This is a genomic window from Methylobacterium sp. J-092 (genome assembly GCF_022829325.1).
In the GTDB taxonomy this organism is placed as follows: Bacteria; Pseudomonadota; Alphaproteobacteria; order Rhizobiales; family Beijerinckiaceae; genus Methylobacterium.
Genome location: NZ_JAKSXU010000187.1, coordinates 55,117 through 68,030, shown reverse-complemented (window position 1 = coordinate 68,030; position 12,914 = coordinate 55,117). Strand labels below are relative to the sequence as shown.

Sequence of the window (12,914 nt, the reverse complement as noted above, 5' to 3'; positions counted from 1 at the left end):
ATGGTGATGCCGGGCGACAACGTGACCATGGACGTCACGCTGATCGTGCCGGTGGCCATGGAGGAGAAGCTGCGCTTCGCCATCCGCGAGGGCGGCCGAACCGTCGGCGCCGGCGTCGTCGCCGCCATCAACGCGTAGTCGCTCGAGCGATTCGGCACGGCCGGCGGTCTTCGCCGGCCGTGTCTCGTCGCGGAGGCCGCGGGATCGGCTCGCGACCCCGTTGTCACCGCCTGACATCGGCATTCCATCCCTCCCTGCCGACCCCGAGCTTGACAGGGAGCCGTCGGTTTATTTTCCTGCCATCCGCGACGAGCCGCGGAGCCCCAGGAATGAACACCGCCATCGGGTTTCCGTGGTCGACGCGCCGCCTGTGGCTCGCCGCCGCCGCGAGCGCGATCCTGATTTGCCCGGCCCGTGCCGACGCCCTGAGCGACGGACGCTTCCGCGACGAGGTGGCGGCCATCCTGCGGGCGATCCGGCTGGGCGCGGAGATCCGCCCCGACCGTGATCCGGGACAGATCCTGGTCGGCCGCAGCACGATCGCCCTCACCAACCTGTATCCGCGGGTCGCCCCGCTCGCCGGCGACGCGCGCCGGCGGATGATCGAGGCGTATCTCTCCACCGCGCTGAAGGGCATGGACGCGGCGCCGTCGCCCGGCGAGCCGAGCCTCGCGGCGATCCGGGCGCAGCTGCGCCCGCAGCTCCTGCCGCGCGCGATCCTCGCCCAGGTGCCGGACCTCGCCACGCGGACCTTCTCGGAGACCCTGGTCGTGGCCTACGTCATCGATGGGGCGGACCGGATGCGCTACCTGACCCGGCCGATGCTCGAAGGGTGGGGCGTCGATGCCGCGGCGATCCGAACCGCCATCGAGGTTCCGGCGCTGGCCAACCTCGCCGCGGCCTCGAAGGAGGCCGCGTTCGCCCTCGCGGTCGACGGCGGCACCCCCATCCTCGCCATGACCAATGCCGGCGATGACTACGACGCCGCGCGGTTGATGTTGCCCGGCTATCTCGACGAGATCCGCACGGCGCTGAAAGCCGATGGCATCACGGTCGCGATCCCGACCCGCGACCTGCTGATGGCGTGGCCCGCCGACAGCAAGGCCCGCATCGGCCTCGCCGCGGAGGTGCGCGACCGGCTGCGGAAGGGCCCTTACGGCCGCAGCGACGAGCTCTTCCGCTTCGACCGAACGGGACTGCGCCCGCTGACGGCGACGGAGCGGGCCGATCACGGTCGGTGACGCATTTCCGGCGTTCCCGGCTCTTGCATCCCGGCGCCCGATCGGGCATTGGGCGTCGCGATAGGAGTGTAGCTCAACTGGTCAGAGCGCCGGTCTCCAAAACCGGAGGTTGCGGGTTCGAGTCCCTCCACTCCTGCCAGTCTGCATTTCCTGCCGTTCCAAGCCACGCTCCTGACGCTCGCGACGCGCCGCGGCTGTCGACAACCCCGACGACTTGCGCTAGAGCGGGCGCACTCCGAGATCGATGTCGGCTGTCGGTTCGGGCTCGTTCGGGCGAGCTTCCGAACCCGTCGTCATTCTCGAAACCCGGTTCCTGACGCCATGGCATCGAACGAAGCGACCAAGAAGGCCGATCCGGCGCGCAGCCCGGTCCGCGGCGCGGCTTCCCAGCCGCCGCAGCGCAACGCTCCGCCGGCCCGGCCCGCGCCGAAGCGCGTCGGCCCGCTGGAGTTCCTCGGGCAGGTGCGCGACGAGGGCCGCAAGGTCACGTGGCCGACCCGCAAGGAGACCACGGTCACCACGATCATGGTCTTCGTGATGGTGGTGGTCGCGAGCCTGTTCTTCACGGTGGTCGACCAGGGCCTTCGCTACCTCGTCGGCCTGATCCTGGGCCTGTAGGCAACACACACCGTCCGCGGGCCCCGGCCCGACGCGAACATGCAGGAGTCGATCAGAACCGTGTCGAAGCGCTGGTACATCGTCCACGCCTACTCGAACTTCGAGAACAAGGTCGCCCAGTCCATCAAGGATCAGGCGGCCCAGCGTGGGCTCATGGACCTCTTCGAGGAGGTGATGGTCCCGACCGAGAAGGTCGTCGAGGTCCGCCGCGGCCGCAAGGTCGACGCGGAGCGGAAGTTCTTCCCCGGCTACGTGCTGGTGAAGTGCGACCTCACCGACGAGGTCTACCACCTGATCAAGAACACCCCGAAGGTCACGGGCTTCCTCGGCGCCGACAAGTCGAAGCCGGTGCCGATCCCGGACGCCGAGGCCGAGCGGATCAAGGGCCAGGTCGCCGAGGGAGTCGACCGTCCGAAGCCGTCGATCTCCTTCGAGATCGGCGAGACCGTCCGCGTCGCCGACGGCCCCTTCGCCTCGTTCAACGGCACCGTCGAGGAAGTCGACGAGAGCCGCTCGCGCCTGAAGGTCGCCGTGTCGATCTTCGGCCGCGCCACCCCGGTGGAACTCGAATACGCCCAGGTCGAGAAGGCCTGACGTAGAGCGGATCGGGAGGAGCGAATAGCGGATCGAGGGCACCACGCCCTTTCGGATCGGCCGATGCGATGCACCGGCCCACCCATTCCGTCTTCGCTGCTTCCTGTTCGCGAAAGCCCGCGGAAGGCCCGCCCGGTTCGCCGCCGGGGCCAACGGTCCGCACCGCGACCTGCAACCGCCCGTCCGACCGAGCCTCAGGCAGCCCGGCGGCGCGCAATCATTTGGGAGCAGTCCCATGGCGAAGAAGATCACGGGCTACGTGAAGCTTCAAGTCCCGGCCGGCGCCGCCAACCCGTCGCCGCCGATCGGTCCCGCGCTCGGTCAGCGCGGCCTCAACATCATGGAATTCTGCAAGGCCTTCAACGCGAAGACCGCGCAGATCGAGAAGGGAACCCCGATCCCGGTCGTGATCACGGCCTACCAGGATCGCAGCTTCACCTTCGAGATGAAGCAGCCGCCGGTCACCTTCTTCCTGAAGAAGGCCGCGGGCCTGAAGATCGGCAAGAAGCCGGCCTCCGGCTCCAAGACCCCCGGCAAGGGCCCGACCGTCGGCAAGGTCTCCGAGGCGCAGCTTCGCGAGATCGCCGAGAAGAAGATGCCCGACCTGAACTGCGATTCGGTGGATGCCGCCGTCGCGATGATCCGTGGCTCCGCGCGGGCCATGGGCCTCGAAGTCACCGCGTAAGGGGAGGGCACCATGGCACACGAAGGCAAGCGCATCCGCGCCGCCCGCGAGGGCATCGACCCGACCAAGCTCTACGGGATCGCCGAGGCGATCGCGATGGTGAAGGCCAAGGCCAATGCCAAGTTCGACGAGACCGTCGAGGTCTCGATGAACCTCGGCGTCGACCCGCGCCACGCCGACCAGATGGTCCGCGGCGTCTGCAACCTGCCCAACGGCTCCGGCCGGACGGTGCGGGTGGCGGTGTTCGCCCGCGGCGCCAAGGCGGACGACGCCCGGGCGGCCGGTGCCGACATCGTCGGCGCCGAGGACCTGCTCGAGATCGTCCAGGGCGGCAAGATCGAGTTCGATCGCTGCATCGCCACCCCGGACATGATGCCGCTTGTCGGCCGGCTCGGTAAGGTGCTCGGCCCCCGCGGCCTGATGCCGAACCCGAAGGTCGGCACCGTCACCATGGACGTGAAGTCCGCGGTCGCCGGCGCCAAGGGCGGCTCGGTCGAGTTCCGCGTCGAGAAGGCGGGCATCGTCCACGCCGGCATCGGCAAGGTCTCGTTCGACGAGGCCAAGCTCGTCGAGAACATCAAGGCGTTCGCCGACGCGGTGGCCAAGGCCAAGCCCGCCGGCTCCAAGGGCACCTACATCCAGCGCATCGCCGTCACCTCGACGATGGGCCCGGGCGTGAAGGTCGAGCCGGGCTCCGTCCTCGGCGCCTGACCGTCCCGCTACGACGACACGATCGAAGCGCCCGGCCCCTGCGGCCGGGCGTTTTTCGTTGCGGGTCGCGCCGCGTCCCGGACAGCCGAAGCGCGGGCGGAGGGTGATCCGGGGCTCGGCGCAGACAGCCCCGCGGAGCGGCCCCCGCACCCGGCGATCACGATGCAGATTGCCGCGGCGAAGGGGGGCGCCAACGGTCGCAGCTGTGCTAAATAGGGCGCCATGCGATGCAACCTCTCCGTTCAGACCCAGCGACGCATCCTGTGCGTCTTCCCCGCCTACACGCCGTCCTTCGGGACCTTCTCCCACGCCTACCCGCTGATGGGCGGCGTGAAGGCCTTCATGCCGCCCCAGGGCCTGCTGCTGATCTCGGCCTACATGCCCGAGACCTGGGAGTGCCGGTTCGTCGACGAGAACATCAAGCGCGCCACCCCTGAGGAGTTCGCCTGGGCCGACGCGGTGTTCGTGTCGGGCATGCACATCCAGGAGCCGCAGATCCACGAGATCGCCAAGCGCGCGCACGCCGCGGGCAAGGTGACGGTGCTCGGCGGCCCCTCGGTCTCCGGCGCCCCCGAGAAGTATCCCGACTTCGACTACCTCCACATGGGCGAGATCGGCGACGCCACGGACGCGCTCGTCGCGATCCTCGACCGCGACCTGGCGCGGCCCCCGTCCCAGGTCCGGCTCGAGACCAAGGAGCGGCTGCCGCTCTCGGACTTCCCGGCGCCGGCCTACGAGGCGACCCCGCTGAAGCGCTACCTGATCGGCTCGCTGCAATTCTCCTCGGGCTGCCCCTACCGCTGCGAGTTCTGCGACATCCCGCAGCTCTACGGGCGCCAGCCGCGGCTGAAGAGCCCCGAGCAGATGTGCGCCGAGCTCGACGCGATCATCAGCCAGCCCGGCCACCCGGCGGTGGTCTACTTCGTCGACGACAACTTCATCGCCAACCGCAAGGCGACACGGGACATGCTCCCGCACCTCGTCGCGTGGCAGAAGAAGAACGACTACCCGCTCCAGTTCGCCTGCGAGGCGACCCTCAACATGGCCAAGCAGCCCGAGATCCTCGAGCTGATGCGGCAGGCGAACTTCATGACCGTGTTCGTCGGCATCGAGACGCCGGAGGAGGACGCGCTCAAGGGCATCGACAAGACCCACAACGCCGCCGTGCCGATGTACGGCGCGATCGAGACGCTGAACTCCTACGGCCTCGAGGTGACGTCGGGCATCATCCTCGGCCTCGACTCCGACTCGGACGCCTCCGAGCAGTACCTGATCGACTTCATCGACAAGTCGGGCATCCCGGTCCTGACGATCAACATCCTCCAGGCCCTGCCGAAGACGCCGCTTTGGGACCGGCTGCAGCGGGAAGGGCGCCTCGTCCACGACGCGGCGCTCGAGTCGAACGTCCTGTTCAAGCGCCCGCACGACACCGTGGTGTCGAGCTGGCGCCGGGCGATCGCGCACGCCTACGCGCCGGAGAAGATCTTCGAGCGCTTCAAGCACCAGTGCGCGACGACCTACCCGAATCGCATCGTCACCCCGACGAAGGGCAAGCTGACCTTCACCAACCTGCGCCGCGGGCTGATCCTCGGGTTCAACATCATCACCCGGGTGGGCATCTTCTCGGATTACCGCAAGCCGTTCTGGTCGGCGGCCGTCTACGCCCTGAGGCGTGGGCAGATCGAGGCGGTGTTCAACATGGGCTTCGTCGCCCACCACCTGATCCGATTCACCCGCGAGGCCCTGCGCGGCGAGCACAACGCCTCGTTCTACGCGGCCAAGGCCGCCGAGACCGAGGCGGCGCGGCAGCGCTCGTGGTGGGAGAACGCCCGCAAGCGCTTCGTGCCGGAGCGCGAGGCAGCCTAACCGAGCGGGCCGACCGTCGAGACGTTACCGGGCTGTGTCCGAGACGGCGATGCGGTGGCGCCACGGCGGCGCTCCGAGCCCCAACACCGACAGCGTGTTCCATCGGGCGAGGAGCCGATGTGCGAGCATCGGGCCCAGGATGCCGAAGGCCGTCCCCGAGATCAGGTAGACCATGGGGTCGGGCGGAACGTGAAGGCGCGTCATGGCCACGCGCAGGCCGGCCGCGGCCAGCGAGTGCATGACGAAGATCGAGAGCGAGAGCAGGCCGACCGTGGCGAGCGCGCCGCCACCGATACGCTTACTCACCCACACGACGCCGAGAATGCCGAGACAACAGGCAGGTAGCGCCGCTAGCGCCATCGGGCTGAAGCCGGAGACCGTCCAGGCACCCACGACCGCCAGGGCGAAGCCCGTCCAGATGAGTGCGATCCCCGACAGGCTCACCGGCGTTCGCCAAGCCGCCACGGCGTGCCCGGCATAGGCACCTGCGAGATAGAACGGAAGGTTGTGCAGGGTCAGCACGAGGCTTGGAACCTCCGGGAGCCGAAAGAAGATCACGAATCCCGCCGCCGCGATGGCGGCGAACAGTCTGCGATCGGGAATCATGGCGGCCAGCACGTGGCAGATCAGAAGGGCGTAGAGAAACCAAAGCGGTCCAAGGGGACGGTACGGGAAGGCGAGAAGGTCGGCGGGAGTGACATGCGTGTTGATGTCCTGCGCCAGCAGGATCATCACGCTGCCCTGGATGAACGTCCAGATCACGTAGGGAAGGCCGATCGTCCAGAGCTTGGCTTGAAGAAACGGCACCCGTCCGCGTCGAAGGCTGCCGGGCAGGTTCAGTCCGGCCAGGAAGAAGAACAGCGGCATGTGGAAGGTGTACAGACCGAAATCCACCCACTGGGTCGCGGATGTGTCAGGCACGATCCCCGCCTTGACGGTTCCCCGGAGGACGTGGCCGAACACGACCAGAATGATCCCGATGCCGCGAGCGACGTCGATCCAGTCCTGCCGTTGTACGCGCTGCATGGGACTCGCCTCGAGGTCGGGCTGCGACGGCACACGGCCATGACGACGCCCGAACCTTCAGCACAATCGGTCGAAATCCGGCAGCCCGGTGGAGAGCTTATCAAGCGTCGGAGAAGGCCGACCATCCGCACCGAATCGCAAATCCAACGCAGAGTCCGTCCGAGAAGCCGCTCGGAGCCATCGACCGGCTCGGGTAGGAGCTCGGCCACCCGAGGACACCGCGCGTTTGCCTAAGTCGGAAAAGTCGCGTCTTGGCCCTTGGCAGGCGGCTTGCTTGGCTCTATACACCGCGCTCCACGCAATTTTCATGTTTGTTCAGGGAGCCCGTCCGCCCGGTCGGGTTCCCGTATCGAGACGCCGCCTGGGTGACCGGGCGTCGATGGCCGGCAGGACCTGAGGGGTGAAAACCTCTGAGGGCCGCGTCCGGCCATGTCCTGTCCGAGACTGCAGGTGCCGGTTCGCCGGCTTAATCCACCAGCCTGCACAGACGGGGAAGACCGCATTTTCGAAGCGCCCGACCGATGAGGGACGGCGTGAAGGCATCGGTTTGAACCATCTCAGCCCTTAGGCATCGCACCCCTCGCGGGGGCGGCACCGGGGGACAGGGCCGTGAAGCGTCGTCCAGGACGTTTTCGGCTTCCATGAGGCCGAAGATCCGTCCCGGGCGGCACGTGCAACCGGCGGACCCATTCTCGGGTTTCGCCCAACCGGAGAGAGCCCCAGTGGACAGGACAGCAAAAGCTGATCTCGTCTCGACGCTCAACGGCGTGTTCGCAAAGAGCGCCGTCGTCGTCGTGGCCCACTACAAAGGCCTCACGGTCGCCGAGATGCAGAAGCTGCGTTCGCAGATGAAGCTCGCCGGCGCCACCGTGCAGGTCGCGAAGAACAGCCTCGCCAGCATCGCTCTCGATGGCACGGACGTCGCCTCCATCAAGCCCCTCCTGAAGGGCCCGACCCTGCTCGCCTATTCGAGCGATCCGGTCGCGGCCGCCAAGGTGGCGGTGGATTTCGCCAAGGCCAACGACAAGCTCGTGATCCTCGGCGGCGCCATGGGCGCGACCGCTCTGAACCCGGACGGCGTGAAGGCCCTCGCCTCGCTCCCGTCCCTCGACGAACTGCGCGCCAAGATCGTGGGCCTCGTCCAGGCTCCCGCGACCAAGATCGCCCAGGTCGTCAATGCGCCGGCGGCCAAGCTCGCCCGCGTGTTCGGAGCCTATGCCACCAAGGACGAAGCGGCCTGACGGTCGTTTCCCCTTTCAAACCCATCCCTTCACACCGATATCGTTAGAGGATCATCACCATGGCTGATCTTGCCAAGCTCGTCGACGACCTGTCGTCGCTGACCGTTCTCGAGGCCGCCGACCTCGCCAAGATGCTCGAGGAGAAGTGGGGCGTCTCGGCCGCCGCCGCCGTCGCCGTGGCTGCCGGCCCGGCCGCCGGTCCGGCTGCCGCCGCCGAGGAGCAGACCGAGTTCACGGTCATGCTCACCGCCGCCGGCGACAAGAAGATCGAGGTCATCAAGGAGGTCCGCGCGATCACCGGCCTCGGCCTCAAGGAAGCCAAGGACCTCGTCGAGGGCGCCCCGAAGGCCGTCAAGGAGTCGGTCGCCAAGGACGAGGCCGAGAAGCTCAAGGCGCAGCTCGAGAAGGCCGGCGCCAAGGTCGAGCTCAAGTAAGCCGACGATGGGCCGATCCCCGGCCCGTCACCGCGCGGCCGGTTCCCTCGGGAGCCGGCCGTGACCGCAGCCCGCGGGTGTTCGCACCCGCGGGCTGAGGCCGCTTCGGCGGCCGGCGGACCCTGAGACGGGTCCCGGCTCGGAACGAGCCGATCGAGATCATGAATTCGGGTGGCGCGGTCCGGCGGGACGCGAGCCATGGCCCGGCGCGGGAGTCGGCGAGACTTCCCCGGGCGACCAGGACGCGAAGATGGTGGAGCGAGGTCACATGGCCAATACGCTGGTCGGTCGCAAGCGCATTCGGAAGTTCTTCGGCAAGATCAAGGAAGTCGCCGAGATGCCGAACCTCATCGAGGTTCAGAAGGCGTCCTACGACCAGTTCCTGATGATGGACGAGCCCGAGGGCGGCCGCGGCGACGAGGGCCTGCAGAGCGTGTTCCGGGGCGTGTTCCCGATCTCGGACTTCTCCTCGACGGCGCTCCTCGAATTCGTCCGCTACACGTTCGAGCAGCCGAAATACGACGTCGACGAGTGCCGCCAGCGCGGCATCACCTTCGCGGCCCCGCTGAAGGTGACCCTGCGGCTTATCGTGTTCGACGTCGATCCCGACACGGCGGCCAAGTCGGTCAAGGACATCAAGGAGCAGGACGTCTACATGGGCGACATGCCCCTGATGACGGAGAACGGCACCTTCATCGTCAACGGCACCGAGCGCGTCATCGTCTCGCAGATGCACCGCTCCCCGGGCGTGTTCTTCGACCACGACAAGGGCAAGACCCACTCCTCGGGCAAGCTGCTGTTCGCCGCCCGGATCATCCCGTATCGCGGCTCCTGGCTCGACGTCGAGTTCGACGCCAAGGACATCGTGCACGTCCGCATCGACCGGAAGCGCAAGCTGCCGGTGACGTCGCTGCTCTACGCGCTCGGGCTGTCCGGCGAGGAGATCCTGTCGACCTTCTACAACAAGGTCGTCTACGACCGGGACGGCGCAGACTGGCGCGTGCCGTTCGACGCCGAGCGGCTGAAGGGCTTCAAGGCCTCGGTCGACCTGATCGACGCCGATTCCGGCGAGGTCGTGCTCGAGACCGGCAAGAAGCTCAACGCCCGCAACGCCCGCCAGATCGCCGAGAAAGGGACCAAGTTCCTCAAGGCGACCGACGAGGACCTGGTCGGCCAGTACGTTGCCGAGGACCTCGTCGATGTGAACACCGGCGAGATCTGGGCCGAGGCCGGCGAGGAGATCTCCGAGAAGCTGCTTAAGAGCCTCGAGGAGGTCGGCGTCGCCGAGATCCCGGTGCTCGACATCGACCACGTCAACATCGGCCCCTACATCCGCAACACGCTCGCCGTAGACAAGAACTCCGCCCGCGAAGGCGCGCTGTTCGACATCTACCGCGTCATGCGCCCGGGCGAGCCGCCGACCCTGGAGACGGCCGAGGCCATGTTCCACTCGCTGTTCTTCGACAGCGAGCGCTACGACCTGTCCGCCGTCGGCCGCGTGAAGATGAACATGCGCCTCGACCTCGACGCCGAAGACACCGTCCGCACGCTCCGCAAGGAGGACATGCTGGCGGTCGTCATGGCGCTCGTCGAGCTGCGCGACGGCAAGGGCGAGATCGACGACATCGACCACCTCGGCAACCGCCGGGTGCGCTCGGTCGGCGAGCTGATGGAGAACCAGTACCGCCTTGGCCTGCTCCGCATGGAGCGCGCCATCCGCGAGCGCATGTCCCAGGTCGACATCGACACGGTGATGCCGCAGGACCTCATCAACGCCAAGCCTGCGGCCGCGGCCGTGCGCGAGTTCTTCGGCTCGTCGCAGCTGTCGCAGTTCATGGACCAGACCAACCCGCTCTCCGAGGTGACGCACAAGCGCCGCCTTTCGGCGCTCGGCCCGGGCGGCCTGACCCGCGAGCGCGCCGGCTTCGAGGTGCGCGACGTGCACCCGACCCATTACGGCCGCATCTGCCCGATCGAGACGCCGGAAGGCCCGAACATCGGCCTAATCAACTCGCTCGCGACCTTCGCGCGGGTGAACAAGTACGGCTTCATCGAGACCCCGTTCCGCCGGGTCAAGGACGGCGTCGTCACCAACGAGGTCTCGTACCTCTCCGCGATGGAGGAGGCGAAGTATTACGTCGCCCAGGCCAACGCGCAGATGGACGAGAACAAGAAGCTCACCGAGGAGCTGGTGGTCTGCCGCCGCGCCGGCGACGTGATCGTCGTCGGGCCGGAGCGCGTCGACCTGATGGACGTGTCGCCGAAGCAGCTCGTGTCGGTCGCCGCGGCGCTGATCCCGTTCCTCGAGAACGACGACGCCAACCGCGCGCTGATGGGCTCGAACATGCAGCGGCAGGCGGTGCCGCTGGTGCGCGCCGACGCGCCGTTCGTCGGCACCGGCATGGAGGCCGTGGTCGCCCGCGACTCCGGCGCCGCCATCGCCGCCCGCCGCTCCGGCATCGTCGACCAGGTGGACGCCACCCGCATCGTCATCCGCGCGACGGAGGAGGCCGACGCCACCAAGCCCGGCGTCGACATCTACCGCCTGCAGAAGTTCCAGCGCTCCAACCAGTCGACCTGCATCACGCAGAAGCCGCTGGTTCGCGTGGGAGAGCCGGTGAAAAAGGGCGAGATCATCGCCGACGGCCCGTCCACCGAGTTCGGCGAGCTCGCGCTCGGCCGCAACGTCCTCGTCGCGTTCATGCCGTGGAACGGCTACAACTTCGAGGACTCGATCCTGCTCTCCGAGCGGATCGTGAAGGATGACGTGTTCACCTCGATCCACATCGAGGAGTTCGAGGTGATGGCCCGCGACACCAAGCTGGGCCCGGAGGAGATCACCCGCGACATCCCGAACGTCTCGGAGGAGGCGCTGAAGAACCTCGACGAGGCCGGCATCGTCTACATCGGCGCCGAGGTCCATGCCGGCGACATCCTCGTCGGCAAGATCACGCCGAAGGGCGAGAGCCCGATGACGCCGGAGGAGAAGCTCCTCCGCGCGATCTTCGGCGAGAAGGCGTCCGACGTGCGCGACACCTCGCTCCGGGTCCCCCCGGGCGTGACCGGCACGATCGTCGAGGTCCGGGTGTTCAACCGCCACGGCGTCGACAAGGACGAGCGCGCCCAGGCGATCGAGCGCGAGGAGATCGAGCGCCTCGCCAAGGACCGCGACGACGAGCAGGCGATCCTGGACCGCAACACCTACGCCCGCCTCTCGGGCGTGCTGATCGGCCAGGCGCCGATCGCCGGGCCGAAGGGCTTCAAGAAGGAGACCACGCTGACGCGTGAGCTCATCAACGAGTACCCGCGCTCGCAATGGTGGCAGTTCGCCGTCGTCGAGGACCGTCTCATGACCGAGATGGAGGCGATGCAGAAGCAGTACGACGAGTCGAAGAAGCGCCTCGAGCAGCGCTTCCTCGACAAGGTCGAGAAGCTGCAGCGCGGCGACGAGCTGCCCCCCGGCGTGATGAAGATGGTCAAGGTCTTCGTCGCGGTGAAGCGCAAGATCCAGCCGGGCGACAAGATGGCCGGCCGCCACGGCAACAAGGGCGTGGTGTCGCGGATCGTGCCGATCGAGGACATGCCGTTCCTGGAGGACGGGACGCATGCCGACATCGTGCTCAACCCGCTCGGCGTGCCCTCGCGCATGAACGTCGGCCAGATCCTCGAAACGCACCTCGGCTGGGCCGCGGCCGGCCTCGGCCGCAAGGTCGGCAAGGCGGTCGACGCCTACCTGAAGAGCCAAGACATCGGCCCGCTGAAGGAGGAGATGCAGGCGATCTACTCCCCGTCGGAGCTGGAAGGCCTGTCGGACGAGGACATGGCCGAGGCCGCCAACAACGTGCGCCGCGGCGTGCCGATGGCGACCCCGGTGTTCAACGGCGCCAAGGAAGCCGACATCGAGACCATGCTGGAGATGGCCGGGCTCGACCGGTCGGCCCAGTCGACGCTCTACGACGGGCGCACCGGCGAGGCCTTCGACCGCAAGGTGACGATGGGCTACATCTACATGCTGAAGCTCCACCACCTCGTGGACGACAAGATCCACGCCCGCTCGATCGGCCCGTACTCGCTGGTCACCCAGCAGCCGCTCGGCGGTAAGGCGCAGTTCGGCGGGCAGCGCTTCGGCGAGATGGAGGTCTGGGCGCTGGAGGCCTACGGTGCGGCCTACACGCTGCAGGAGATGCTCACGGTGAAGTCGGACGACGTGGCCGGCCGCACCAAGGTCTACGAGGCGATCGTCCGCGGCGACGACACCTTCGAGGCCGGCATCCCGGAGAGCTTCAACGTGCTGGTGAAGGAGATGCGGTCGCTCGGCCTCAACGTCGAGCTGACCTCGTCCAAGAAGGCCGCCAACGACGCCCTGGAGCCGCCGGCCGACGCAGCCGAGTAGCCGAAACAAGACACCTCCCGTGCCGGCGCCAACGCCGGCACGGTTCGAGCGGGGAGGGGCGGAGCCTCCGGACGGGCCGACGGCCAGCGGCGCCTTTGAAGGGCG

General features: G+C 67.9%; 10 protein-coding genes, 1 tRNA gene and 1 pseudogene. 11 read left to right on the top strand and 1 reads right to left on the bottom strand.

Translation table 11 applies throughout. From position 1 onward, the window contains the following. The 8 genes and pseudogenes from tuf to MKK60_RS22695 all read left to right on the top strand — a co-directional run. Positions 1 to 138: pseudogene (gene tuf / locus MKK60_RS22730) on the top strand (elongation factor Tu); the annotation flags it as partial. A gap of 191 nt (positions 139 to 329) precedes the next feature. Beyond that, the gene (locus MKK60_RS22725; RefSeq protein ID WP_243988678.1) at positions 330 to 1,241 is read left to right on the top strand and encodes a hypothetical protein; all 912 of its coding nucleotides are present in this window, start codon (positions 330 to 332) and stop codon (positions 1,239 to 1,241) included. A 62-nt stretch (positions 1,242 to 1,303) separates the two neighbouring features. Next, positions 1,304 to 1,380: transfer RNA gene (locus tag MKK60_RS22720), tRNA-Trp, on the top strand. Positions 1,381 to 1,562: 182 nt separating this feature from the next. Next, entirely contained in the window at positions 1,563 to 1,859 is a 297-nt protein-coding gene (gene secE, locus MKK60_RS22715; protein ID WP_147727674.1) for a preprotein translocase subunit SecE, read from the top strand. Positions 1,860 to 1,919: 60 nt separating this feature from the next. After that, complete coding sequence (nusG, locus tag MKK60_RS22710; protein WP_147727676.1) at positions 1,920 to 2,453, top strand: transcription termination/antitermination protein NusG; 534 nt, start codon at positions 1,920 to 1,922, stop codon at positions 2,451 to 2,453. A gap of 235 nt (positions 2,454 to 2,688) precedes the next feature. Next, positions 2,689 to 3,138 (top strand): 50S ribosomal protein L11, encoded by a 450-nt coding sequence (gene rplK, locus MKK60_RS22705; RefSeq protein ID WP_147727673.1) that lies wholly within the window; start codon positions 2,689 to 2,691, stop codon positions 3,136 to 3,138. Positions 3,139 to 3,150: 12 nt separating this feature from the next. Continuing rightward, positions 3,151 to 3,849: a 50S ribosomal protein L1 gene (gene rplA, locus MKK60_RS22700; RefSeq protein WP_147727672.1), complete on the top strand. Its 699-nt coding sequence runs from the start codon at positions 3,151 to 3,153 to the stop codon at positions 3,847 to 3,849. A 222-nt stretch (positions 3,850 to 4,071) separates the two neighbouring features. Further along, on the top strand, positions 4,072 to 5,715 hold the full coding sequence (locus MKK60_RS22695) for a B12-binding domain-containing radical SAM protein (RefSeq protein WP_243988677.1): 1,644 nt from the start codon (positions 4,072 to 4,074) through the stop codon (positions 5,713 to 5,715). Positions 5,716 to 5,739: 24 nt separating this feature from the next. Here the strand turns inward: MKK60_RS22695 and MKK60_RS22690 are convergent, their stop codons facing one another. Then, positions 5,740 to 6,741, bottom strand: coding sequence for an acyltransferase family protein (locus MKK60_RS22690; RefSeq protein WP_243988676.1), 1,002 nt, complete (start codon positions 6,739 to 6,741; stop codon positions 5,740 to 5,742). 722 nt (positions 6,742 to 7,463) lie between these two features. Here MKK60_RS22690 and rplJ point away from each other — a divergent pair. From rplJ to rpoB, 3 genes are all read left to right on the top strand, one after another. Next, a complete protein-coding gene (gene rplJ / locus MKK60_RS22685) occupies positions 7,464 to 7,982 on the top strand; it encodes a 50S ribosomal protein L10 (protein WP_147727669.1) in 519 nt (172 codons plus the stop codon). Positions 7,983 to 8,041: 59 nt separating this feature from the next. Beyond that, the gene (rplL, locus tag MKK60_RS22680; protein ID WP_147842158.1) at positions 8,042 to 8,416 is read left to right on the top strand and encodes a 50S ribosomal protein L7/L12; all 375 of its coding nucleotides are present in this window, start codon (positions 8,042 to 8,044) and stop codon (positions 8,414 to 8,416) included. A gap of 268 nt (positions 8,417 to 8,684) precedes the next feature. Further along, entirely contained in the window at positions 8,685 to 12,809 is a 4,125-nt protein-coding gene (gene rpoB / locus MKK60_RS22675; RefSeq protein ID WP_147842157.1) for a DNA-directed RNA polymerase subunit beta, read from the top strand. The last annotated feature ends 105 nt before the right edge of the window (positions 12,810 to 12,914 follow it).

What these genes read in the sequence shown, in the direction of transcription:
- MKK60_RS22725 (WP_243988678.1), top strand. Translation starts at nt 330, where the DNA reads ATGAACACCGCCATCGGGTTTCCGTGGTCGACGCGCCGCCTGTGGCTC.
- secE (WP_147727674.1), top strand. Translation starts at nt 1,563, where the DNA reads ATGGCATCGAACGAAGCGACCAAGAAGGCCGATCCGGCGCGCAGCCCG.
- rplK (WP_147727673.1), top strand. Translation starts at nt 2,689, where the DNA reads ATGGCGAAGAAGATCACGGGCTACGTGAAGCTTCAAGTCCCGGCCGGC.
- rplA (WP_147727672.1), top strand. Translation starts at nt 3,151, where the DNA reads ATGGCACACGAAGGCAAGCGCATCCGCGCCGCCCGCGAGGGCATCGAC.
- MKK60_RS22695 (WP_243988677.1), top strand. Translation starts at nt 4,072, where the DNA reads ATGCGATGCAACCTCTCCGTTCAGACCCAGCGACGCATCCTGTGCGTC.
- MKK60_RS22690 (WP_243988676.1), bottom strand. Translation starts at nt 6,741, where the DNA reads ATGCAGCGCGTACAACGGCAGGACTGGATCGACGTCGCTCGCGGCATC.
- rplL (WP_147842158.1), top strand. Translation starts at nt 8,042, where the DNA reads ATGGCTGATCTTGCCAAGCTCGTCGACGACCTGTCGTCGCTGACCGTT.
- rpoB (WP_147842157.1), top strand. Translation starts at nt 8,685, where the DNA reads ATGGCCAATACGCTGGTCGGTCGCAAGCGCATTCGGAAGTTCTTCGGC.